The sequence below is a fragment of the Mesorhizobium sp. CNPSo 4689 genome (assembly GCF_057784325.1).
In genome coordinates, this window is the sequence record NZ_JBWLUZ010000003.1 from 311,417 (window position 1) to 331,471 (window position 20,055).

Below are 20,055 nucleotides of genomic sequence, written 5' to 3' on the forward strand. Positions count from 1 at the left end.
GGCTCTTAGCTCGCCGGCACACCCTTCGGATGGCGATCGCCGATTAGGCCAAGCGTCAGGCCCTGTTCCAGCCACGCCTTGGCGCCGGCCAGCACGAGCGAGAAGCCGCCGGTCGAATCGATCGCCTGCTTGACCTGTTCGTCACCGCTGCCGGCGAAGCCGAAATTGCGGATATCGAGAAAGGTCGCGTTGCCCGGTATCTCGGTGAAGGTCCAGACCACCGTGGTCGGCGGGTCGCTCCACTGCATGACGATCTTCTTGTCCTTGACGATCTCGCTGACATCGACTGCCGTCGAGACGCCGTACATGCGCCATTCCCACTGAACCGGCTTGCCTGCGTCCAGCCGGCCGCTACCATGGGTGAACCAGAATTTCGTGGTGATCGCCGGGTCGACGATCGCTTCAAACACCTCGGCAACGGGCCGCCTGATCAGCATGGCGGTTTCGGCGGTTGGTGCTTCGCGGATTTCCATGGCGGTCTCCTTTCAGGCTTTGGCCCTCACCAGGCGTCCGGTTCGCGCACCATGTGGATGATGCTGGCCGGATTGGCGATCCAGAAGCCGCGAAAACCTTCGCCCAGGAGTTCGATCGCGTCGCAGCGCACAACGCCGGTCTTGGCGAAATGATCCGCGGCGACCGGGAAATCGTCCGTAAACAGCTCCAGCCAGATTTCGGCCTGGCTCATCATCGGCGCTTCATCGATCCACAGGCGGTTGGGGCCGAGCTCGAAGCCGATTGCCGGCGCCTTGGCGGTGAACGGCTTCAGGCCGACGACATCGCGGTAGAAGGCGATCGTCGCCTCATATTGATGCGGCGGTACCTTCATGGCGATGTTGACGCCGCCGGTGATCTTCGCGGTCATTGCTGGCTCCGTTGTCATGTTCAGCTGCTGCTTGTCGGCTCGGCCCAGCGCTCGCTACGCCAGATTGATCTGCCAGGAGACTCCGAACCTGTCGTTGAGCCATGCGAAACGGCGGCTGAAGCCATAATTGTCGGGCGCCATCAGGAACGCGCCGTCCTTCGCCATTGCCTCGACAATGCGGTTCAGCTCCTGCTCGGAGGAACAGTCCACGTAGAGCGAGGCCGACGGCGTGAAGGTGAAGGCATGGTGCACCGGGCTGTTGAAAACCATCACGTCCAGGCCGCCGATGGACACACGCGCCAGCTTGAGCGTTCCTTCCGGGCCATCTTCGCCGGGGCCGTAACGGGTGACGTCAAGGACACTGCTGTCGGGAATGGTCTCGCAGTAGAAGGTCGTCGCTTCCTCGGCCTTGCCCTCGAACATCAGGAATGGCGTCACCTTCTTCATAGCAGGTCTCCGTCTCCATCCACGGTCGCTCAGATATTGGTCTCGTTGGCGGGTTCGCCCTTCATCTCACTGCGGTAATAGCCATCGCGCAGGTTTATGCCGTATTCGACATAGGCCTTCATGCAGGCCAGCATCTGCGACCAGCCCTCGCAATTGAGGTAGGATTTTTTCAATCCGACCTCTCCTTCACGCCAGCCGGCCTCTGCGATGGTGACGAAGGTGCCGCCATCGTCCAGCGGCTCGAAATTCATTTCGATGCGCGTCTTGTAGGCCGACTTGCCGTCGGCGTCGGTGGCGTCCCAACGCAGCACGATGCGGCTGTCTTTCGCGACCTCGTCGACTTCGACGGGCACCGTCTTCCACCATGTTACGGTAGTGCCCGCCACCAGCGGTGCGCTGGCGCCGCCTATGGTGGTGAAGTAGCCGCTGAGCTTGTTCGGATTGACGACCGCGTCGAAGACTTCGGCGACCGGTTTGCCGATGCGTCCGGAGATCTTGTATCCAAGGGACATATCCACAGCTCCTTCCTTGATCTGCCCAACAATATGTTATAGAAATATAACATGTCAAGCCGATCGCAAGACGACAATGTTTTCAAGGCGCTGGCGCATCCACGCCGGCGCGAATTGCTTGACCAGATGAAGGACGCGCCGCGCACCACCGGCATGCTGTGCGAAGCCTTTCCCGACATGGACCGCTGTACCGTCATGCTGCACCTCAAGGTGCTGGAGGAGGCCGAGCTGATCGTGGCGCGGCGCGACGGGCGCGAGCGCTGGAACCATCTCAACGCGCTGCCGATCAAGCAGATCCACGACCGCTGGATCAGCCAGTATGCCGGCCACGCGATCAGCATCATCGACCGGCTGAAGTCCGATCTCGAGGCGTGAACGGCCGCGGGCCAGACCCGTCGGGCTGATCCCGTACTGGTCGCCAACGGCGCGGCTGGACGAATTGAGCCGATTTATTTATAAGCCGGCCATTCCGACAGAGAGCGTCGTATGTCCAACCGGGCATACTAGGGACGTTCTGAAAATTTGAATTCGAGCATTTTCGCAAACGTCGGGTGAAACCGCCCGGCCGCAAATGCTCTAGCCGAAGACGACAGGGGTGCCATGGCTGGCCATTCACAGTTCAAGAACATCATGCACCGCAAGGGCCGCCAGGATGCGGTGCGGTCGAAAATGTTTTCCAAGCTGGCGCGCGAAATCACCGTCGCCGCCAAGACCGGGACGCCGGACCCGTCGATGAACCCGCGCCTGCGCCTTGCCGTGCAGAATGCCAAGGCGGTGTCGATGCCGAAGGACAACATCCAGCGCGCCATCAACAAGGCGTCGATGGGCGATGCCGAAAACTACGAAGCCGTGCGCTACGAAGGCTACGGGCCGGGCGGCGTGGCGCTGATCGTCGAGGCGCTGACCGACAACCGCAACCGTTCGGCCTCGAACGTGCGCGCGGCCTTTACCAAGGCCGGCGGGGCGATGGGCGAAACCGGCTCGGTGTCGTTCATGTGGGATCGGGTCGGCGAAATCTATTATCCGGCGTCAGTCGGCAGCGCCGAAAAGGTCATGGATGCGGCGATCGAGGCCGGCGCCGACGACGTGCAGTCGGACGAGGAAGGCCACACCATCTATTGCGCCTTCGAAAATCTCGGCGAAGTCTCCAAGGCTCTGGAAGGCGCGCTCGGCGAAGCCGAATCGGTGAAGCCGATCTGGCAGCCGCAGAACAATATCCCGGTCGACGAGGAGCGCGCGCAGTCGCTGATGAAGCTGGTCGCCACGCTCGAGGACGACGACGACGTGCAGAGCGTCTACGCCAATTTCGAGGTCGACGACGAGACCATGGCCAAGCTCAGCGCGGCATGACCGAAAAGCCGCTGCCCACCATCCGCATCACCTATTGCACGCAGTGCCAGTGGCTGTTGCGCGGCGGCTGGATGGCGCAGGAACTGCTTTCCACCTTTGGCACGGATCTCGGGGAGGTGACTCTGGTACCGGGCACCGGCGGCATCTTCACCATCTCCTGCAACGACACGCTCATCTGGGACCGCAAGCGCGATGGCGGCTTTCCGGATGCGGCCAAGCTCAAGCAGCTGGTCCGCGACGTCATCGACCCGGACCGCGATCTCGGCCATGCCGACCGCAAGGGGCATACGTCAAAAGACACGCAAAAAGACACGGCCTGAGGCGAGGTCTTTTTTTGCCTTTGGGCGGTCGCTTTCAGATCAATGCGAAAATGAAGCAGGCCATCGCAACGATGGCGGTGATGGTGCGGACGTGGTTCCACATCACCCACTTGCTCAGATAGTTCGTCCACACGGCGGCACCGTTGCTGCTTGCCGGATCGACGGCGGCGAGCGCGTCGTTGAGCGGCACGTTGAAGACCATGGTCACGATCGGGCTGCCAACGAGATAGAGCAGCGCGCCGGTGAGCAGCCAGAAAGAGCCCGGCTGGCCCCAGCCGATGATCGCGCCGGCAATGAGCACCAGGCAGACCAGCCCGGTGCCGAAAAGCGCGGTCATGAACAGCGGCGTGATGACGGTGACGTTGATCGAATTCATCGCGGCGATGCCGCCTGGGGCGGGCAGCCGGGCAAGTCCCGCCATGATGAAATTGGAAAAGGCGAAGAACACGCCGCCGACGATGCCCGAGCCGAGCGCGGCGATGAAGATGAGGGCGGGAAGAAGCTTCGCGATCATGTCAGTTGCTCCAGATGCCGGAAGCGGCGGTTTCGGTTGTATAGGCGGAAAAGTCTTTTGGCGCACGGCCGAGAACACGCTGGACACCGTCGGTCAGCGCCTCGTTGCGGCCGTCGAGCACCTCGGTGAACAGCTCGTTGAGCAGCCAGGCAAACTCGGCCGGCAGTTCGTGCGCGGCGATTGCGGCGGCGAACTCGGCATGCGAAATCTGCTTGAAGCGGATGTCGCGGCCGGCCGCCTTGCCGATCTCGGCGATCGCGTCGGCGAAACTCAGCAGCCGCGGTCCGGTCAGTTCATAAAGCTGGCCGACATGCCCTTGCTGGGTAAGCGCCGTCACGGCGGCCTCGGCGATGTCGTCTGCATCGACAAAGGGTTCTCCGACATCGCCGACCGGCAACGCAACCTCGCCCTCGAGCAAGGGGTCAAGCAGAAAGCTCTCACTGAAGTTCTGGGCAAACCAGGCACAGCGCAGGATCGTCCAGTCGGCGCCCGAAGCCTTCAGCATCTCCTCGGCGCGCTGGGCCTCCGTTTCGCCCCGCCCCGACAGCAGCACCAGCCGCGTGATGCCGTTTTGCACCGCAAGATTGGCGAAAGCGCCGACCGCTTCAGCGGCACTCGGCACGGAAAGATCGGGGTAGTAGCTGATGTAGACGGCGCCCACGCCCCGCATTGCCGGGGCCCAGGTCGCGTCGTCTTCCCAGTCGAAGGATGGGGCGCCGGAACGTGAGCCGATGCGCACCGGAAGGCCGCGCGCCGTCAGCCGCTCGGCGATGCGGCGGCCGATCTTGCCGGTGCCGCCGAGGATCAAGGTCGGATGTTTCGCTGTGGTGTCAGTCATCTCGGTTTCCTCTTTCACAAACATGAGAAATCCTCACATTTGCAAAACGTGATAAACCCTCGTATTTTGCGAGTCAAGCCAGTTTGTCGAAGAATGTTTCCGGAGAGAGCCATGGAAGGCAGGATCGCGTCGCCTCAACAGGATGGGCAGGTCGCATCGCCGCGCCGGGCGCCCAGCCAGCAGCGCAGCCGCGAGCGGGTCGAGCGGATGCTGGCCGCCGCCTCGGTGCTGATCGCCGAGCAGGGCAGCGACGCCATGCGCATGGGCGAGGTGGCGGAAAGGGCAGGCGTGTCGATCGGCTCGCTCTACCAGTTCTTCCCGGACAAGCGGGCGATCGTTTGGGCGCTGGCCGAGCGCTACACCGCCGAAAGCCAGGCCTGCATCGCGGCCGCGCTGAAGGACATCGGCGATGCCGAAGGCCTGCGGCAGGCGTTTTCGGAGCTGGTGGACATCTACTACCGGCTGTTCCTGGCCGAGCCGGTCATGCGCGACATCTGGTCGGGCACGCAGGCCGACAAGGCGCTGCGCGAGCTCGAGCTGGCGGACAGCCGCGCCAATGCCGAATTCCTCATCGCGGTGCTGAGGCGGCTCAAGCCCGGTGCTGATCCGGTGGCGCTGGAGACGACGGCGTTTTTCGTCTGGCAGATGGGCGAGGCCGCGATGCGGCTGGCGATCTCTGTCGATCGAGAGGAAGGCGACAGGCTGGTGGCAGCCTACAAGCGCATGGCGCTGCGGGAATTGCTTGCCGAGTAGGCCGCGCGCTAGCGGCTGAGAAGTGGCAGGGCCCAATCAACAAAAAACCCGCCTCGAAGGCGGGTTCTTTATCCGTGAAAGGCTGTTGCGGCTTAGATGCCGAAGCCTTCGAAACGCTTCTTGAACTTCGACAGGCGACCGCCGCGGTCGAGCAGGGTCTGCTGGCCGCCGGTCCAGGCCGGGTGGGTGGTCGGGTCGATATCGAGGTTCATCGTATCGCCTTCCTTGCCCCAGGTCGAACGGGTCATGTATTCGGTGCCGTCGGTCATGACGACCTTGATCGTGTGGTAGTCGGGATGGATGTCGGTCTTCATGGTTCTGTTCCTGGCTTGCCGGCGCTGCCGACGGGCCCATGGCCTGCGTCGATGCGCCCCTTTTTAAAATTCGAAGCCGCAGCTATTGAGGAGCCACGGCTTCTAAAACGGTCGGCGAGCCTATACATCAGCCGGAATTGAATCACAAGGCCGCGGCAGGCGCATATTGAAGACGCCCACCTGGAAGCGGCCAGAGGAAACGGTCATGGCGGATATCAGCGGCGAGGAAGACGGGCGCCGGCGCTCGCTCGGGCCGCTGGGGCGCCTTTTTCCCTACATCACCCGCTACCGCAAGCTGGTCATCGGTGCGATCATCTCGCTGATCGTCGCCGCTGCGACGACGCTTGCCTTGCCGCTCGCCGTGCGGCGCATGATCGACCACGGCTTTTCCGCGTCCGATTCCAGCTTCATCGCCGAATATTTCGCCATGCTGGTGGTGATGGCCGCATTGCTGGCGGCGGCCTCGGCCAGCCGCTACTATTTCGTCATCACGCTCGGCGAGCGCGTTGTCGCCGACATCCGCAGCGATGTGTTTGCCCATGTCACGACGCTGTCGCCGGCCTTCTTCGACACCGCACAGTCGGGCGAGATCGTGTCGCGGCTCGCCGCCGACACCACGCAGGTGAAATCAGCGGTCGGCGCCACCGCCTCGGTGGCGCTGCGCAACGTCATCCTCGGCCTTGGCGCGGTGGCGATGATGGTCGTCACCAGCCCGAAACTGTCAGGCCTGGTGATTGCCGCGATTCCTGTGATCGTGCTGCCGCTGGTCGCCTTCGGGCGCTCGGTGCGGCGGAAATCGCGACAGGCGCAGGACACGCTGGCCGACGCCACCGCCTATGCCAGCGAGCAGATCGGTGCGGTGCGCACGCTGCAGGCCTTCACCAACGAAAAACTGGTCACCGGGCGGTTCTCGGCCGCCGTGGAAGCCGCCTTCGAGGCGGCGCGGGCCTCGATCTTTGCCCGCTCCTTCCTCACCTTCTTCGCCATCTTCATGATCTTTTCCTCGGTCGTGGCGGTGCTCTGGTTCGGCTCGCGCGACGTGCTTGCAGGCACGCTGTCGCCGGGCACGCTCGGCCAGTTCCTGCTTTATTCGGTGTTTGCCGCCGGCGCGCTCGGCGCGCTGTCGGAGGTCTGGGGCGAGCTTTCCCAGGCGGCGGGCGCGGCGGAGCGGTTGACCGAGATCCTGGCCGAGAAACCTGCCATCCAGTCGCCGGCCAATCCGGCGCCGCTGCCGGCGAAGGCGAGAGGCGCGATCAGCTTCGACGACGTGTCCTTCTCCTATCCGGCAAGGCCCGACCGCGCCGCCGTCCACGGCCTGAGTTTTCAGATCAAGCCCGGCGAGACGGTGGCGATCGTTGGTCCCTCGGGCGCCGGCAAGAGCACGGTGTTTTCGCTGATCCTGCGCTTCTACGATCCCGAGACCGGCCGTATCGTCATCGACGGGGTCGACTTGCGCGAGGCCGATCCCGCTGATGTCAGGGAGCGCATTGCGATCGTGCCGCAGGACGTCACCATCTTCGCGGCCAGCGCGCGCGACAATATCGGCTTTGGCCGGCCCGGCGCCAGCACCGCAGAGATCGAGGCGGCGGCCAAGGCGGCCCTCGCCGACGAGTTCATCTTGAAGCTCGATAAAGGCTATGACAGCCAGGTCGGCGAACGCGGCGTGACGCTTTCCGGCGGCCAGCGCCAGCGCGTGGCGATTGCCCGCGCCATCCTGCGCGACGCGCCGATCCTGCTGCTCGACGAGGCCACGTCGGCGCTCGACGCCGAAAGCGAGACGCTGGTGCAGACGGCGCTGGAGCGGCTGATGCAGGACCGCACCACTTTGGTCATCGCCCACCGGCTGGCGACGGTGCTGAAGGCCGACCGCATCCTGGTCATGGAGGCCGGCCGCATCGTCGAGGAAGGCACCCACCAGAGCCTCGTCGCCAAGGGCGGCATCTATGCGCGGCTGGCCAAACTGCAATTCGAGACCGGCGCCAGCGCCTTCAAGGGCGCGGCCGAGTAGCCGGCGCACCCGGCACGGCCCTGCTGTCAGGCGGTGCCGTAGCGCTTCTTCAGATGCTCGGTGAAATGCGTTGCGTTGAGTTCTTCGCCGGTGGCGCGTTCGAGCAGATCCGGCGTCGACCAGCGCGACCCTTGCGACCATATTTTTTCACGGCGCCAATCGTTGATGGCGCTGAAGTCGCCCTTGGCGAGGTCACTGTCGGTTAGAGGATGGTCACGCGTCAGCGCCGCCCATTGCTGCGCCGCCATCATGGCGCCCAGCGTGTAGGACGGGAAATAGCCGAACGCCGCACCTGGCCAATGCACGTCCTGCATCGGGCCGTCGGCGGGGTTGTCGATGGTCGACAGGCTGAGATAGTCGCGCATCTTGGCGTCCCAGGCCTCCGGCAGGTCGGCCAGGTCCAGCCGGCCCGAAACCAGTTCCTGCTCCAGTTCATAGCGCAGGATGACGTGCAGCGGGTAGGTGACCTCGTCGGCATCGACGCGGATCAGGCCGCGCTCGACCCGGTGTACATGCGGCAGGATGTCGTCGAGCGGCCAGGCCTCGCCGAGATGCTTTTCGACCACCGGCAGCGCCCAGCGCCAGAAGGCCGGATTGCGTCCGATCTGCTTTTCGACGAACAGGCTCTGGCTTTCATGCACCGCCATGCCGCGCGCCTTGCCGAGCGGCCAATGCGACCAGGCCGTGGGCAGGTTCTGCTCATAGAGCGCGTGGCCGGTCTCGTGCAGCACACCCATCAGCGCCGACAGGAAATCGGTCGTCTTGTAGCGGGTGGTGATGCGCACGTCGCTCGGCACACCGCCGCAGAAAGGGTGATGCGACACCGACAGCGAGCCGTGCGTCAGGTCGAAACCGACGGCCGCCATCATGGCGAGGCCAAGCTCGCGCTGCCTGTCGATCGCATAGCTGCCGGAGAGCGGCTTCAGCGGGCGCTCGGCCAGCCGCGCCTCTTGCACGGCCAGCGCTTCCGGCACGAAACCCTTGAGAAAGGTCTTCAGTTCGGCGAACACGGGTGTGATGTCGGCGGCGCGGTTGCCGGGATCGTACTGTTCCATCAATGCGTCGTAAGGGTCGAGGCCAAGCACGTCGGCGCGCAATGCCGCTTCCTCTCGTACCAGGGCGACTACGCCTTCCAGCGACGGCAGGAAGCCTGCCCAGTCGTTCTTGGCGCGCAGATCACGCCAGAGCTGTTCGGAGCGCATGCGCGCCGTCGTCTGGCGCTCGACGAACTCGACCGGCAGGCAGGTCAGGTTGGTGTATTGCCGGCGCAACTCCCCGACCGCCGCCTGCTGTTCCTCGTTCAGCACCTCTTGTTCCGCAGCGGCGATCCAGTCTGATATTTCGGGCGCGGTCGCCCGGGCGTGAAGCATGCCGGCAAGCGCCGACATTGCCTCGGCGCGCTTCTCGCCGCCGCCGACCGCCATATGCGTCGCCTCGTCGGCGCCGAGGATGGCAAGCGCATGCTCCAGCGCTTCGAGCTTGTGGCCGAGGTCGTCAAGTTTCTGAAAGGACATTGTGGATTCCGTCAGCTTCGATTGGCTGGCGGGAAAAGATACCAACATGCCGGGGTTGGCAACCCTGAGCCTAGCGAGAGCCGCGCTCGAGGCACCTTGCGCAGCGACGCCCGTGCGTGATCAATGCTGGCTGGCCGAAAAGACGGCAAACGGAAGGGCAAAATGATCGGCAACATTCTGGTCGGGCTGGTGGCGCTGATCCACTGCTACATCGTCTATCTGGAGATGGTGCTGTGGGATACGCCGCGCGGCCACAAGGCGTTCGGCCTGACACCTGACTTTGCCAAGGCGTCCACGGTGCTCGCAGCCAACCAGGGGCTCTACAACGGCTTTCTCGCCGCCGGCCTGATCTGGGGCCTTACGCTCGGGGCGGCTGGCTTCCAGATCAAGGTGTTCTTCCTGCTTTGCGTCGCCATAGCAGGCCTCTATGGCGCGGCGACCGCCAGCAGGAAGATCCTGTTCATCCAGACCGTGCCGTCCGTGCTTGCCCTGATCGTGCTCTGGCTTGGCTGGTAAAAAGGCGCCCTTGGGGATGAGTTCCCTTGGGCGCCAGGTCGTCCCTTCCTCTTGTTCCGATGATCAGCCGTTCGGATAGTGGCCGCCGTCGGCGCCGTCGCCCATCAGGAAGACGGCGCCGGTGTCGATCCGGAGGGCCTGGTCGACATTGTCGAGCCGGCGCAGCAAATCATGATACTGCGCAGCCGGTATCCGGCCATGATCCGCGGCGGCCGTTCTTGCTGCCGCCTGGCTGATATGAGCGGCGCGCATGTGCAGTTGCTGCGCCTCGGCCGGCGTAATCGTGTTCGCCTGCCTTGCGTCGGCGATGCCTTCGTCGACGCCCTTCACCTGATCGATCAGGCCGGTCACGCGCGGGCCGACCATGTCCGTCGGGTCCGTTGCGTCGAGAGCACCCTTGTGATGTCCGGCGGCATAGGCGCCGGCCAAAGGAACCGCCACGAGAAAGGCGGCGATCGTTGCAGTCCTGATTGTCTTGGGAGCAAAAGAGCGCATGGCTGCGTCCTCCTCTTTACTGTGGAAGGGGCGATTGCTGCGCCCACTTCCGGTCACAGGCCGTCCGGTTCCGTCGCGTCGCGATGATGGGAGTCATCGCCGGCGGTTCTCGGCCTCCGCAGCGAAAACTAGAAGCGACCGGCGGCGAAGTGTAATTAAAAAAAGATAATCTTTTCAGGCCTTGCCGGCCTGATATCTGCGCCCTAGCGTTGAACCGGCGAACAAATTCGCGTGATGCGCGATCACCGTTCGGTGAGCTTCAGTTCAATGCGGCGGTTCTTATTGCGGGCCTCGTCGGTGTCGGCGGGGTCGAGCGGCTGGAACTCGCCGAAGCCGGCGGCGACCAGCCGGTTGGCCGGCACGCCGTTCTCAATCAGGAACTTCACCACCGAGGTCGAGCGCGCCGTCGAAAGCTCCCAATTGTCGCGGTAGCGGCCGGTGCCGGACAGCGGCTTGTTGTCGGTGTGGCCGTCGACGCGCAGCACCCAGTTGATCTCCGGCGGGATCTCCTTCTGCAGTTCGATGATGGCATCGGCGAGCTTCTTCATCTCGACCTTGCCGGCATCGTTGATCACCTCGGAGCCGGTGGGAAACAGCACTTCCGACTGGAAGACGAAACGGTCGCCGACGATGCGGATGTTCTCGCGGTCGGCGAGGATTTCACGCAAGCGGCCGAAGAAGTCGGAGCGGTAGCGGTTCAGCTCCTGGACGCGCTGCGCAAGTGCCACGTTGAGGCGGCGGCCGAGATCGGCGATCTTGGTGTTGGAGTCGCGGTCGCGCGTCTCGGACACGTTGAGCGCGTCTTCGAGCGCGCCGATCTGCTTGCGAAGTGCTGCGATCTGCTGATTGAGGATCTCGACCTGGCTCAGCGCCTGCTGGCTGATCTGGCGCTGGCTGTCGAGTTCGCCGGAAAGGGCCGTGGCACGCTGGTTGGCCGCATCGCCGGCGCCGGCGCCTTGCGCGAGCAATTGCTGGAGCCGGCTCTTTTCCGCCTCCGACGCCGACAGCGAGGCCTGCAGATTGGCGAGCGAATCCTCCTTGTCCTGCGTCGACGAGCGCTCCAGCGCCAGGAGCTGGGTCAATTCGTTGATCTGCGAGTTGAGGCGGCTGAGCACAGTGTCCTTGCCGGAGATTTCGCGGCCGAGCAGGAACTGCGCCAGCACGAAGACGGTGAGCAGGAACATGATCGCCAGGAGCAGCGTCGACAGCGCATCGACGAAGCCCGGCCAGTAGTCGATGCGGCGATCGGCGCGCCGTGCCCTGGCGAGAGCCATGCTAGTGGACTCCCTGCTTCTTCAGGGCGTCGGCGATCTTTTCCAGCGTGTTGCGCATCGCCTTCTGCTCGTCTGACTGCGCCTCGACCCAGTCGCGCATGATCTGCTGTTCGGAGCGCATGTTCTTGACCAGACCGGAGATGCCGTCGGCGAGATTGGCCATGGCGGTGGCGACGCGCGGATTGGAGCCGCCGCCATTCTCCTGCAGGCTGCGCAGCCTTTCCGACAACAGGCGGATCTCGTCGGAAGGTTCGCTCCTGACCGGATCGGCAACGACGATGTCGGAGGAGAGATCGGTGACCGAGGACAGCCAGTTTTCCAGCTCGGTGTAGAAGCGGGTCTGGGCGCGGCCTGCCTGCAGGTCGAGGAAGCCGAGCACCAGCGAGCCGGAGAGACCGAACAGCGAGGACGAGAAGGCGGTGCCCATGCCGGCCAGCGGCGCCGACAGGCCTTGCTTGAGCGACTCCAGCACAGCGGCGGCATCACCGGTGCCGGGATCGAGAGATTCGATGGTTTCGCGGATCGAGCCGATGGTGTTGAGCAGGCCCCAGAAGGTGCCGAGCAGGCCGAGGAACACCAGGAGGCCGACGAGATAGCGCGAGGTGTCACGGCTTTCGTCGAGGCGGGTGGCGATCGAATCGAGCATGGTGCGCATCGAGGAGGTCGAGAAGGCCACCGTCGACGAACGGCCGATCATCGCCTTCATCGGCGCCAGCAGCACCGGTTCGGTGGTTTCCGAGCCGGCGCGGAAGGAGTTGACCCAGCGCACCTCGCGAAACAGGCGCCCGACCTGGGCGAAGGCCAGCAGGATGCCGACCACCAGCACGCCGATGATCAGCCCGTTGAGGCCCGGATTGGTGACGAATGCGCTCGAGACCTGGCGGGTCAGGATGGCGGCGATGAAGGCCACGATGACCAGGAAGATCAGCATGGTCAGCAGAAAAACCTGCGGGCTGGACAGTTTATGGGGGTCGTAGATCAGAACGTCGGAGCGCCTGCCGATGCCGAAGGATCTGAGAAAAGCCATTCGTGCCCCGTTTCCGATGCCGCTGCCGCCGATCAACTTGTTCGCGACTCTAAACGGAATTGTGACCAAATTGAATGGCGCTTGGCAATATTGCCGGCCAAAGCTCAGAAGCGGTTTATCACCAGGCAGTCGACCATGGCGGCCAGATGCAAGCCGGCGCCGGTCACGACAAAGCCGTGCCAGACCGCGTTGTGGAAGCGCAGGCCCTTCCAGGCGAAGAAGATGACGCCCAAGGAGTAAACAACGCCGCCGGCGACGATCAGCGCGATCGATATCGTCGGCAAGGTCTGCACCAGCGGGCCGACCAGGACGATGCCGCTCCAGCCGATGGCGAGATAGAAGACGACCGCCAGCCGGTCGAAGCGGCCGGGAAGAAACACTTTTATGGCGATGCCGATCGCCGCCGAGACCCAGACCAGGACGATCATCGAGACAGCCAACGGCGAGCCATCGAGTTGGGCGAGGAAGGGCGTATAGGTCGCGGCGATCAGGAGATAGATCGCGGCATGGTCGAAGCGACGCAGGATCCACTTCGCCGGCGACGACACCGGCCAGAGATTATAGGCCAGCGACACCGACAAGACGGTAAGCAGCGAGACGACGTAGAAGGCGGCGGCGATATACTCGCCGGGACCGGCATGGAAGGCCGCCAGCGCCAGGAATGCCGAGCCGGCCGAGATCGCCAGCACGATGCCCACCGCGTGGACGATGCCGTCGGCGATCATTTCGGCGCGCGAATAGTGCCAGCGGCCCATGAACGGGATGTCGAGCTGGGATTGTGGTCCGGTATCGCTCATGAATGGCCCTGCATCGCCCGTATCTGGGCGGTTGCCGGACAGTATTTCAAGCTTTGGTTGCGATTTTGCGACTGCGGCGCTTCAGCGCGGCAACCTTCATCAGAGCGGTTCAGTTTGGGTAGAATCGTTGAGCCGCCCTGAGTATTTGTCCTACGCAATTCCGGACGGAAAACCGCTACACACTTTTCCTGGAATTGCTCTAACGCGGCGTAACCGGCTTCTTGACCGTCTTCAACAGCGCGCGCTGGATGATCTCGTTGCCGGCGACGACCGAGCCGTTGTCCAGCATGTCCTGGCCGCCGTCGAAGTCGGAGACGAAGCCGCCTGCTTCGCGGATCAAGAGCAGGGCGGCGGCGATGTCCCAGGCCGACAGGCCGACTTCCCAGAACCCGTCCATGCGGCCGGCGGCGACATAGGCGAGATCGAGCGAGGCGGAGCCGAGGCGGCGCACGCCTGAAACCTCGGCCATCACATTGCGCAGTTCGACAAGGAAATTGCCGTGCTGGCCGCGGCCGAGATGCGGCATGCCGCAGCCGATCACCGCGTCGACCAGCTTGGTGCGGCCGGCGACGCGCAGCCGGCGGTCGTTCATGAAGGCGCCGCCGCCGCGCTCGGCGGTGTAGAGCTCGTCCATCGCCGGATTGTAGATGACGCCGGCGACGATCTGGCCCTGGCGCTCGAGCGCGATCGAGATGGCAAATAGCGGAATGCCGTGCAGGAAATTGGTGGTGCCGTCGAGCGGGTCGACGATCCAGCGGTGCTGGCCGTCATCGCCCTCGACGGCGCCGCGCTCCTCCATCAGGAAGGAGTAAGCCGGCCGTGCCTTCGACAGCTCGGTGAACAGGATGTCCTCGGCCTTGCGGTCGGCCTGGCTGACATAGTCGCCCGGCCCCTTCATCGAGACCTGCAGGTTCTGCACTTCGCCGAAGTCGCGCGACAGCGAGCGGCCGGCCTTCATGGCGGCCTGGACCATGACATTGAGGATCGCGGAGCGCGCCATTTTTGTTCTTCCCGCTGCTCGCAGCCCTAATCGGCGCGGCGAATGTAAGTGATTTCGTTGGTGTCGACGAGGATGCGCTCACCGGCGCCGATGAACGGCGGCACGAGAACGCGGATGCCGTTTTCCAGGATCGCCGGCTTATAGGACGAGGCCGCCGTCTGGCCTTTCACCACCGGGTCGGCCTCGGTGATGGTCAGCGTCACCTGGTCGGGCAGCGAAATACCGATCGGCCGCTCTTCATAGAGCTGCACCGTCACCATCATGCCGTCCTGCAGGAAGGCGGCGCGGTCGCCGACGAAATCCTTCTGCAGTTCAAGCTGTTCGTAGCTCTCGGTATCCATGAACACCAGCGCGTCGCCCTGCTCGTAGAGGAAGGAAAAGTCCTTCATCTCCAGCCTGATCTGCTCGACCGTCTCGGCGGAGCGGAAGCGCTCGTTGAGCTTGGTGCCGTTGATGAGGTTCTTCAGCTCGACCTGGTTGTAGGCGCCGCCCTTGCCGGGCTTGACGGTGTTGGTCTTGACCGCCACCCACAGGCCGCCATCGTGCTCGATGACATAGCCCGGACGGATTTCGTTGCCATTGATCTTGGCCATGTTGAGTTGTTCCGGAATGAGATTGTCGCCTGACGGCGATTTGGCGCCTCCAAGACCACAAATCGGCTGGAGAGGCAAGGGAGCGGGGCGACACAGGCCTGATCGGCGGCGACGGCGTTCCTACCTGACCTGCGGTAGCGTCAAGGCAGGCGGTTGGCCTTCTGCAGCGCCTGCCTCGTCTGGTCGTCGGTCAGGCCTTGCAGGAAATCGTCCATCTGCGGATCGATCAGCCCGGCGCGGCGGGCGACGACGTACCAGGCGCCGGCAAGGATCAAATCGGGGTCGGTGCCGATGCCTTCCATATAAAGCTTGGCGAGGCGGTTCTGGGCCGCGACGTTGCCGCCCTCGGCGGCCTGCTTCATCCAGCCGAAGCCGGATTTGAGATCGCGATTGCCGCCGCGCCCTTCGATCATCCAGGTGGCGAGGTCGATCTGCGCCGTGTCGTAATTCTGCCTGGCGGCCTGCGCCAAAAGGGTGCGCGCCTGGGCATCGTCGCGCGGCTTGCCGCCGATGCCATTGGCATAAATCTGCGCCATCGCATATTGCGCGTCTGCGAGCCCGGTGGCTGCGGCGCGTTCGTAGTAGGACGCGGCCTTGGCCATGCCGACATCGCCCGGGTCCTGCTGGACGAGCAATTGCGCGAAATTGAACTGCGCCAGCCGGTTGCCGGCCTCGGCGGCGGCCTGCATCAGCGCATAGGCCCCCTTCTCGTCCTTCTTGACGTAGCGGCCGTCGAGCAGCATCAGCGCGTACTGGAACTGCGATTCCGGCACGCCCTGCTCGGCGGCAAGCGCGTACCATTTCGCGGCTTCCGCCGCGTTCAACGGCACGCCAAGCCCGCGCGACAGGATCTCGGCCACCAGCGTCTCGGCAGCCGGATCGCCGTTCTGCGCGCGCACCAAAGCGAGATTGTAGGCGGTCTTGTAAAGCCCGCGCTGAAAGGCGCCATAGGCCGGATCCGCCGGCTTGGCGCCGAAACGATCGGGATTGATGGTGTCGACCGACGGCAGCGGTGCCGTGGTGGCGGGCTGCGGCAGCGGTGTCTCGATCGGCTTGTCGACATGCGCGCCTGCATCCGGCTTGGGCTGCGGCAGCGGAACGGTCTGCGCGGCAGAGGCGGGCTGGGCAGCAACGGCCACGACAAGAGCCAGGAGAGGAAACCGCAGCCAGCGCACGTCAGTCCTCGAAACGCGGCGCGGTTTCGTCTAGCATCGCATTGGCGGTGGCGACTGCCGCCTTCGGGTCGATGCCGTCGGCAAAGACGGCGCTGGACAGCGCCACGAATTCGGCACCCGTGACGGCCACGGTTTCGACGGAAGCGATCTCGGAGCCGGCCATGACGATGCAGGGAATCTGGATCATATCCGCCCACCATTGCCCGAGCGACAGATTGCGCGGATGCGGCTCCGGCTTGTTGTCGTAGCCGAAGCGGCCGAAGAAGATGTAGTCGGGCCTGGCTTCACCGAGTTCCAGCGCGTCGTCGCGGGTCTTGGCGCCGCCGGCGCCGACCATCATTTTCCCCTGAAAATGTTCGATGGTCTCGGCAAGTTCGCCCTTGGAGACCTCGACATGGATGCCGTCGGCCTGGACACGTCCGGCGATGCGGCTGTCGCCGGCGATGACGACGGCGATGCCGGCAGCCTGTGCGAGCGGCACGATCTGTTCGGCGAAGGCCTGGAAGGAGGCCTCGTCCATGCCGTTTTCAGGCAGGATGAGCGAGGCGACGTCGCCGCCTTCGAAGGCCGCCGCAATGCGCTCGGCCGGCGCGTCTTTCGGCGCGATCAGCACGATCCGGCAGCGGTTGGGCGGTGTGGCGTCGTTCATTGGCTTTCGATCCCGGTTTTCGCCTATGCCGGGCGAAGATGGTTGCATTGCGGCATAGAGCAAAGCGCCCGCCTTGAACAGGCGGGCGGGGATCATTGCGACGCCCTTGGTTTACGATCATCGGCGGGCGGCCGATCTGAGGCTCATTTGACGGCCTGAGCGCTTTCGACCGGCGGCTTCGATCTCCACAGCGACCAGCTGAGATTCATCCCGGCGGCGGCAACCAGGATGGCAGCAGCGCCGATGATCTGGGCGGGATGCAGACGATGGCCGAAGGCCACGACATCGACCAGGATCGCCACGACGGGATAGATGAAGGACAGCGATCCCTGCAGATGCGTCGGCAGCTTCTGGATGGCGCCATACATCAGGATGTACATCAGGCCGGTGTGGACGATGCCGAGCGTCGCCAGCATGGTCCAGCTCCACGCGTCGGCGGGAAGATCGGAAAGATTGGCAAAGGGCGCCAGCATGACGACGCCGACGCAGACCTGGATCAGCGCGATCAGGTGCGGCGGCGTGCCCCTGAGCTTCTTGGTGACGATGGCGGCGACGGCCCAGAAGAAGGCCGCCCCCAGCGCCATCGCGATGCCGGTAAAATAGTCGGTGCCGACATTGCCAGCGTCGGGCGTGGCCTGCACGATCAGCAGCATGCCGGCGAAGGCAATGCCAAGCCAGGTCAGCTTGGTCAGGGTCAGCCGCTCGCCGAAGAACAGCGCGCCGAAGCCGACCAGCATGAAGGGCTGGGTGTTGTAGACAGCGGTTGCGATCGAGATCGAGGCGCGCGAAAAGGCGCTGAACAGCAAGAGCCAGTTGATGACGATGGCCGCGCCGCCGAGGGCGGCGATCGCCACGATGCGAAGCGTCAGCCTGCCGCGCAGCAAGCCAAGTGCTGCGCAGACAACCAACAGCATCACGGCGCCAAAAGCGCAACGCCAGAACACCACGTCCATGATCGGCTGGCCCGACATGACGACGAACCAGCCGATCGTGCCGAGGATCGCCATTGCGGCCGTCATTTCGATCGTGCCGCGCACCGTGTTGTCCATAGCTTGCTCCCGGATCATCGATGCTTGACAATCCCATGTTGTGCCGGCGCGTTCCATGAGATAGGAAGGGGCATGTAGATATGTTGCCTAATTTAATTAGGCGTTGTCGGCTTTTTATCTCAGGAAGTAAAAATGCTGGACGAGCAGGACAAAAAACTTCTCGAGATCCTGGTGAGAGATTCACGAACCTCGCTGAAGGACCTGGCGCAGCAGATCGGGCTGTCGTCGCCGAGCGTCTCGGAGCGGCTGCGGCGGCTCGAGGAGCGCGGCGTCATCCGGGCCTTCACCATCGAGATCGATCCACAGGCGCTGGGCTTTTCGCTGCAGGCGATCGTGCGCATCCGGCCGCTGCCGGGCAAGCTGCATATCGTGCAGAAGCTGATCGAGGAGATTCCAGAGTTCGGCGAATGCGACAAGGTCACCGGCGACGACTGTTTTGTCGCGCGGCTGTTCGTGCGTTCGATCGGCGAACTGGACCACCTGCTCGACCGCATCGCCGACAAGGCGGAGACGAGCACTGCCATCATCAAGGCGCAGCCGATCAGGCGCCGCCCGCCGCCGCTCGATACCCCCGCCCGAAGCTGACCTACAGTTCGAGCTTGTAGCCGATATGGCTGGCCTTGAAGCCAAGCCGATCATAGAAGCGATGCGCGTCCTGGCGGCTCTTGTTGGTTGTCAACTGGACCAGCCTGCAGCCACGCTGGCGGCACTCTTCGACCGCCCACTCCAGCAGGCGTTGCCCCAGCCCCGTCCCGCGCCGGTCGTCGGCGATGCGGACGGCTTCGATCTGACCGCGCAACGCACCCTGTAACGACAGCCCGGCAAGGTAGGTGATCTGCAGCGTACCGATGATGCGGCTGCCCTCGGTCATGACGGCGAGAAACTGGTTGGGGTCCGCATCGACGGCCGCGAAGGCATCCCGATAGGCCTTGGCAAGTGGCTCGCTGGTGTCCTCGCGGCCGCGTCCAAGCGGATCGTCCGCAAGCATGGCGACGATGGCCGGAAGGTCGGCTTCTTCCGCGCGGCGGATATTGATTTCGTTCAATCTCAAAACCCTATGGCCCGGACATAGCGCGCTGGCGGACCATCTTATGCATCGGCCGGCCAGATGCCGCAAATCCGTGAAGCGGGGTTACGGACAGTTGATCGCCAGCAGCCGCTGCCTCCAATATTGGCTGTCGCGGCGCGAAGGTTTCTGGGTTATTGCAGGGGCCACCGTCTTCCCCTCCAGCCTTCCTTCACCGATGTCAGGTCTGCTCGCCGATCCGTGGTTCTATGCCGCCGCCCTTCCGGCGGTCATTCTCGTCGGCCTGTCGAAAGGCGGCTTTGGCGGGGCGGTCGGCTTTGTCGGCGTGCCCTTGATGGCGCTGACGATGCCGCCGGTGCAGGCCGCCGCCATCCTGCTGCCGATCCTGTGCCTGATGGACATCGTTTCGGTCTGGACATGGTGGGGCGTCTACGACCGCAAGATGCTGATCGACATGATGCCGGGAGCGGTGATCGGCATCGGCCTCGGCTGGTTGACGGCTGCTTTGGTCACCGAAGAGATGGTGCGGTTGATCGTCGGCGCGGTCGCGCTGATCTTCGTGCTGCGCTGGCTCTATCTGCAGTTCCGCCACGGCGCCGACCATGCGGCGGCACCCAACCGCGTGGCCGCCGCCTTCTGGGGCACCGTCGCCGGCTTCACCAGCTTCGTCGCGCATGTCGGCGGCCCGCCCTTCCAGGTCTATGCCTTGCCGATTCGACTCGATCCGAAGGTGCTGTCCGGGACGTCGGCGATCTTCTTCGCCGCCACCAATGCGCTGAAGCTGATCCCCTATTTCGCGCTCGGCCAGTTCGACACCGCCAATTTGACCGCATCGGCGGTGCTGATGCCATTGGCGCCGCTCTCGACCATCGCCGGCGCCTGGCTGGTGCGGCGCATGCGGCCGGAGATTTTTTATCCGTTCACCTACGCGACCGTGGCCGTCGTCGCGGTCAAGCTTCTGCGGGACGGGATTGCCGGCCTGTTTTAGATCGCGAGGGGCGGCCACGCGGCTGCCCCATCA

The 20,055-nt window shown here is 64.1% G+C and carries 26 protein-coding genes; 8 read left to right on the forward strand and 18 right to left on the reverse strand.

Features of this window, described 5'->3' with window-relative positions; translation table 11 throughout:
• Window positions 1-5: 5 nt before the first annotated feature.
• Genes AC04SI_RS06565 through AC04SI_RS06580 form a run of 4 tightly spaced genes read right to left on the reverse strand, consistent with a single transcriptional unit; the run spans window position 6 to window position 1,821 of the window.
• A complete protein-coding gene (locus tag AC04SI_RS06565; protein WP_404282927.1) occupies window positions 6-473 on the reverse strand; it encodes an SRPBCC family protein in 468 nt (155 codons plus the stop codon).
• 26 nt (window positions 474-499) lie between these two features.
• Entirely contained in the window at window positions 500-862 is a 363-nt protein-coding gene (locus AC04SI_RS06570; RefSeq protein ID WP_404282928.1) for a hypothetical protein, read from the reverse strand.
• A 54-nt stretch (window positions 863-916) separates the two neighbouring features.
• Window positions 917-1,309 (reverse strand): VOC family protein, encoded by a 393-nt coding sequence (locus AC04SI_RS06575; protein ID WP_404282930.1) that lies wholly within the window; start codon window positions 1,307-1,309, stop codon window positions 917-919.
• Between the two features lie 29 nt (window positions 1,310-1,338).
• Window positions 1,339-1,821 (reverse strand): SRPBCC domain-containing protein, encoded by a 483-nt coding sequence (locus AC04SI_RS06580; protein WP_488474023.1) that lies wholly within the window; start codon window positions 1,819-1,821, stop codon window positions 1,339-1,341.
• 51 nt (window positions 1,822-1,872) lie between these two features.
• On the opposite strand from AC04SI_RS06580, the gene AC04SI_RS06585 reads away from it, so the two are divergent.
• The 3 genes from AC04SI_RS06585 (at window position 1,873) to AC04SI_RS06595 (ending at window position 3,491) form a co-directional block, all read left to right on the forward strand.
• Window positions 1,873-2,196 (forward strand): ArsR/SmtB family transcription factor, encoded by a 324-nt coding sequence (locus AC04SI_RS06585; RefSeq protein WP_192182035.1) that lies wholly within the window; start codon window positions 1,873-1,875, stop codon window positions 2,194-2,196.
• A gap of 225 nt (window positions 2,197-2,421) precedes the next feature.
• A complete protein-coding gene (locus AC04SI_RS06590; RefSeq protein ID WP_192182036.1) occupies window positions 2,422-3,171 on the forward strand; it encodes a YebC/PmpR family DNA-binding transcriptional regulator in 750 nt (249 codons plus the stop codon).
• Window positions 3,168-3,491, forward strand: coding sequence for an Rdx family protein (locus AC04SI_RS06595; protein ID WP_404282935.1), 324 nt, complete (start codon window positions 3,168-3,170; stop codon window positions 3,489-3,491). The genes AC04SI_RS06590 and AC04SI_RS06595 overlap by 4 nt, the downstream gene beginning before the upstream one ends.
• A gap of 34 nt (window positions 3,492-3,525) precedes the next feature.
• On the opposite strand, the gene AC04SI_RS06600 is transcribed toward AC04SI_RS06595, so the two are convergent.
• Complete coding sequence (locus AC04SI_RS06600) at window positions 3,526-4,005, reverse strand: anthrone oxygenase family protein (RefSeq protein WP_404282937.1); 480 nt, start codon at window positions 4,003-4,005, stop codon at window positions 3,526-3,528.
• Window position 4,006: 1 nt separating this feature from the next.
• Entirely contained in the window at window positions 4,007-4,843 is an 837-nt protein-coding gene (locus AC04SI_RS06605) for an NAD(P)H-binding protein (protein WP_404282939.1), read from the reverse strand.
• Between the two features lie 111 nt (window positions 4,844-4,954).
• Between AC04SI_RS06605 and AC04SI_RS06610 the strand changes: the two genes are divergently transcribed.
• Window positions 4,955-5,596, forward strand: a complete 642-nt coding sequence (locus AC04SI_RS06610; RefSeq protein WP_404282940.1) for a TetR/AcrR family transcriptional regulator — start codon at window positions 4,955-4,957, stop codon at window positions 5,594-5,596.
• Window positions 5,597-5,688: 92 nt separating this feature from the next.
• On the opposite strand, the gene rpmE is transcribed toward AC04SI_RS06610, so the two are convergent.
• Window positions 5,689-5,910, reverse strand: a complete 222-nt coding sequence (gene rpmE, locus AC04SI_RS06615) for a 50S ribosomal protein L31 (RefSeq protein WP_006200144.1) — start codon at window positions 5,908-5,910, stop codon at window positions 5,689-5,691.
• A gap of 205 nt (window positions 5,911-6,115) precedes the next feature.
• On the opposite strand from rpmE, the gene AC04SI_RS06620 reads away from it, so the two are divergent.
• Entirely contained in the window at window positions 6,116-7,918 is a 1,803-nt protein-coding gene (locus tag AC04SI_RS06620; protein ID WP_404282942.1) for an ABC transporter transmembrane domain-containing protein, read from the forward strand.
• A gap of 26 nt (window positions 7,919-7,944) precedes the next feature.
• On the opposite strand, the gene AC04SI_RS06625 is transcribed toward AC04SI_RS06620, so the two are convergent.
• On the reverse strand, window positions 7,945-9,432 hold the full coding sequence (locus tag AC04SI_RS06625; RefSeq protein WP_404282944.1) for a carboxypeptidase M32: 1,488 nt from the start codon (window positions 9,430-9,432) through the stop codon (window positions 7,945-7,947).
• Window positions 9,433-9,594: 162 nt separating this feature from the next.
• Here AC04SI_RS06625 and AC04SI_RS06630 point away from each other — a divergent pair, with 162 nt between their 5' ends.
• Window positions 9,595-9,948 carry a DUF1304 domain-containing protein gene (locus AC04SI_RS06630; protein WP_488474024.1) on the forward strand — a complete coding sequence of 118 codons (354 nt, stop codon included), beginning with the start codon at window positions 9,595-9,597 and terminating at the stop codon, window positions 9,946-9,948.
• A 63-nt stretch (window positions 9,949-10,011) separates the two neighbouring features.
• Here the strand turns inward: AC04SI_RS06630 and AC04SI_RS06635 are convergent, their stop codons facing one another.
• From AC04SI_RS06635 to AC04SI_RS06675, 9 genes are all read right to left on the reverse strand, one after another.
• Window positions 10,012-10,443 carry a hypothetical protein gene (locus tag AC04SI_RS06635; RefSeq protein WP_488474025.1) on the reverse strand — a complete coding sequence of 144 codons (432 nt, stop codon included), beginning with the start codon at window positions 10,441-10,443 and terminating at the stop codon, window positions 10,012-10,014.
• Between the two features lie 242 nt (window positions 10,444-10,685).
• Window positions 10,686-11,717: a peptidoglycan -binding protein gene (locus AC04SI_RS06640; protein WP_404282948.1), complete on the reverse strand. Its 1,032-nt coding sequence runs from the start codon at window positions 11,715-11,717 to the stop codon at window positions 10,686-10,688.
• A gap of 1 nt (window position 11,718) precedes the next feature.
• On the reverse strand, window positions 11,719-12,744 hold the full coding sequence (locus AC04SI_RS06645; protein ID WP_404282950.1) for a MotA/TolQ/ExbB proton channel family protein: 1,026 nt from the start codon (window positions 12,742-12,744) through the stop codon (window positions 11,719-11,721).
• A 104-nt stretch (window positions 12,745-12,848) separates the two neighbouring features.
• Window positions 12,849-13,541 (reverse strand): PAQR family membrane homeostasis protein TrhA, encoded by a 693-nt coding sequence (gene trhA, locus AC04SI_RS06650; protein ID WP_404282952.1) that lies wholly within the window; start codon window positions 13,539-13,541, stop codon window positions 12,849-12,851.
• Window positions 13,542-13,740: 199 nt separating this feature from the next.
• On the reverse strand, window positions 13,741-14,541 hold the full coding sequence (locus AC04SI_RS06655; RefSeq protein WP_404282954.1) for an inositol monophosphatase family protein: 801 nt from the start codon (window positions 14,539-14,541) through the stop codon (window positions 13,741-13,743).
• A 26-nt stretch (window positions 14,542-14,567) separates the two neighbouring features.
• Window positions 14,568-15,134 (reverse strand): elongation factor P, encoded by a 567-nt coding sequence (gene efp / locus AC04SI_RS06660; RefSeq protein ID WP_192182049.1) that lies wholly within the window; start codon window positions 15,132-15,134, stop codon window positions 14,568-14,570.
• Window positions 15,135-15,274: 140 nt separating this feature from the next.
• Window positions 15,275-16,273, reverse strand: coding sequence for a tetratricopeptide repeat protein (locus tag AC04SI_RS06665; RefSeq protein ID WP_404282955.1), 999 nt, complete (start codon window positions 16,271-16,273; stop codon window positions 15,275-15,277).
• Between the two features lie 37 nt (window positions 16,274-16,310).
• Window positions 16,311-16,958 (reverse strand): thiamine phosphate synthase, encoded by a 648-nt coding sequence (locus tag AC04SI_RS06670; protein WP_404282957.1) that lies wholly within the window; start codon window positions 16,956-16,958, stop codon window positions 16,311-16,313.
• 143 nt (window positions 16,959-17,101) lie between these two features.
• A complete protein-coding gene (locus tag AC04SI_RS06675) occupies window positions 17,102-18,007 on the reverse strand; it encodes a DMT family transporter (protein WP_404282958.1) in 906 nt (301 codons plus the stop codon).
• A 132-nt stretch (window positions 18,008-18,139) separates the two neighbouring features.
• Here AC04SI_RS06675 and AC04SI_RS06680 point away from each other — a divergent pair, with 132 nt between their 5' ends.
• A complete protein-coding gene (locus tag AC04SI_RS06680) occupies window positions 18,140-18,592 on the forward strand; it encodes an Lrp/AsnC family transcriptional regulator (protein ID WP_192182053.1) in 453 nt (150 codons plus the stop codon).
• Between the two features lies 1 nt (window position 18,593).
• On the opposite strand, the gene AC04SI_RS06685 is transcribed toward AC04SI_RS06680, so the two are convergent.
• Window positions 18,594-18,995, reverse strand: coding sequence for a GNAT family N-acetyltransferase (locus AC04SI_RS06685; RefSeq protein ID WP_404282990.1), 402 nt, complete (start codon window positions 18,993-18,995; stop codon window positions 18,594-18,596).
• Window positions 18,996-19,251: 256 nt separating this feature from the next.
• On the opposite strand from AC04SI_RS06685, the gene AC04SI_RS06690 reads away from it, so the two are divergent.
• The gene (locus tag AC04SI_RS06690; RefSeq protein WP_404282991.1) at window positions 19,252-20,022 is read left to right on the forward strand and encodes a sulfite exporter TauE/SafE family protein; all 771 of its coding nucleotides are present in this window, start codon (window positions 19,252-19,254) and stop codon (window positions 20,020-20,022) included.
• The last annotated feature ends 33 nt before the right edge of the window (window positions 20,023-20,055 follow it).

What these genes read in the sequence shown, in the direction of transcription:
- efp (WP_192182049.1), bottom strand. Translation starts at nt 15,134, where the DNA reads ATGGCCAAGATCAATGGCAACGAAATCCGTCCGGGCTATGTCATCGAG.
- AC04SI_RS06585 (WP_192182035.1), top strand. Translation starts at nt 1,873, where the DNA reads ATGTCAAGCCGATCGCAAGACGACAATGTTTTCAAGGCGCTGGCGCAT.
- trhA (WP_404282952.1), bottom strand. Translation starts at nt 13,541, where the DNA reads ATGAGCGATACCGGACCACAATCCCAGCTCGACATCCCGTTCATGGGC.
- AC04SI_RS06685 (WP_404282990.1), bottom strand. Translation starts at nt 18,995, where the DNA reads ATGCTTGCGGACGATCCGCTTGGACGCGGCCGCGAGGACACCAGCGAG.
- AC04SI_RS06690 (WP_404282991.1), top strand. Translation starts at nt 19,252, where the DNA reads ATGTCAGGTCTGCTCGCCGATCCGTGGTTCTATGCCGCCGCCCTTCCG.
- AC04SI_RS06580 (WP_488474023.1), bottom strand. Translation starts at nt 1,821, where the DNA reads ATGTCCCTTGGATACAAGATCTCCGGACGCATCGGCAAACCGGTCGCC.
- AC04SI_RS06590 (WP_192182036.1), top strand. Translation starts at nt 2,422, where the DNA reads ATGGCTGGCCATTCACAGTTCAAGAACATCATGCACCGCAAGGGCCGC.
- AC04SI_RS06565 (WP_404282927.1), bottom strand. Translation starts at nt 473, where the DNA reads ATGGAAATCCGCGAAGCACCAACCGCCGAAACCGCCATGCTGATCAGG.
- AC04SI_RS06630 (WP_488474024.1), top strand. Translation starts at nt 9,595, where the DNA reads ATGATCGGCAACATTCTGGTCGGGCTGGTGGCGCTGATCCACTGCTAC.
- AC04SI_RS06620 (WP_404282942.1), top strand. Translation starts at nt 6,116, where the DNA reads ATGGCGGATATCAGCGGCGAGGAAGACGGGCGCCGGCGCTCGCTCGGG.
- AC04SI_RS06600 (WP_404282937.1), bottom strand. Translation starts at nt 4,005, where the DNA reads ATGATCGCGAAGCTTCTTCCCGCCCTCATCTTCATCGCCGCGCTCGGC.
- AC04SI_RS06610 (WP_404282940.1), top strand. Translation starts at nt 4,955, where the DNA reads ATGGAAGGCAGGATCGCGTCGCCTCAACAGGATGGGCAGGTCGCATCG.
- AC04SI_RS06575 (WP_404282930.1), bottom strand. Translation starts at nt 1,309, where the DNA reads ATGAAGAAGGTGACGCCATTCCTGATGTTCGAGGGCAAGGCCGAGGAA.
- rpmE (WP_006200144.1), bottom strand. Translation starts at nt 5,910, where the DNA reads ATGAAGACCGACATCCATCCCGACTACCACACGATCAAGGTCGTCATG.
- AC04SI_RS06570 (WP_404282928.1), bottom strand. Translation starts at nt 862, where the DNA reads ATGACCGCGAAGATCACCGGCGGCGTCAACATCGCCATGAAGGTACCG.
- AC04SI_RS06670 (WP_404282957.1), bottom strand. Translation starts at nt 16,958, where the DNA reads ATGAACGACGCCACACCGCCCAACCGCTGCCGGATCGTGCTGATCGCG.
- AC04SI_RS06645 (WP_404282950.1), bottom strand. Translation starts at nt 12,744, where the DNA reads ATGGCTTTTCTCAGATCCTTCGGCATCGGCAGGCGCTCCGACGTTCTG.
- AC04SI_RS06680 (WP_192182053.1), top strand. Translation starts at nt 18,140, where the DNA reads ATGCTGGACGAGCAGGACAAAAAACTTCTCGAGATCCTGGTGAGAGAT.
- AC04SI_RS06635 (WP_488474025.1), bottom strand. Translation starts at nt 10,443, where the DNA reads ATGCGCTCTTTTGCTCCCAAGACAATCAGGACTGCAACGATCGCCGCC.
- AC04SI_RS06675 (WP_404282958.1), bottom strand. Translation starts at nt 18,007, where the DNA reads ATGGACAACACGGTGCGCGGCACGATCGAAATGACGGCCGCAATGGCG.
- AC04SI_RS06640 (WP_404282948.1), bottom strand. Translation starts at nt 11,717, where the DNA reads ATGGCTCTCGCCAGGGCACGGCGCGCCGATCGCCGCATCGACTACTGG.
- AC04SI_RS06605 (WP_404282939.1), bottom strand. Translation starts at nt 4,843, where the DNA reads ATGACTGACACCACAGCGAAACATCCGACCTTGATCCTCGGCGGCACC.
- AC04SI_RS06655 (WP_404282954.1), bottom strand. Translation starts at nt 14,541, where the DNA reads ATGGCGCGCTCCGCGATCCTCAATGTCATGGTCCAGGCCGCCATGAAG.
- AC04SI_RS06625 (WP_404282944.1), bottom strand. Translation starts at nt 9,432, where the DNA reads ATGTCCTTTCAGAAACTTGACGACCTCGGCCACAAGCTCGAAGCGCTG.
- AC04SI_RS06595 (WP_404282935.1), top strand. Translation starts at nt 3,168, where the DNA reads ATGACCGAAAAGCCGCTGCCCACCATCCGCATCACCTATTGCACGCAG.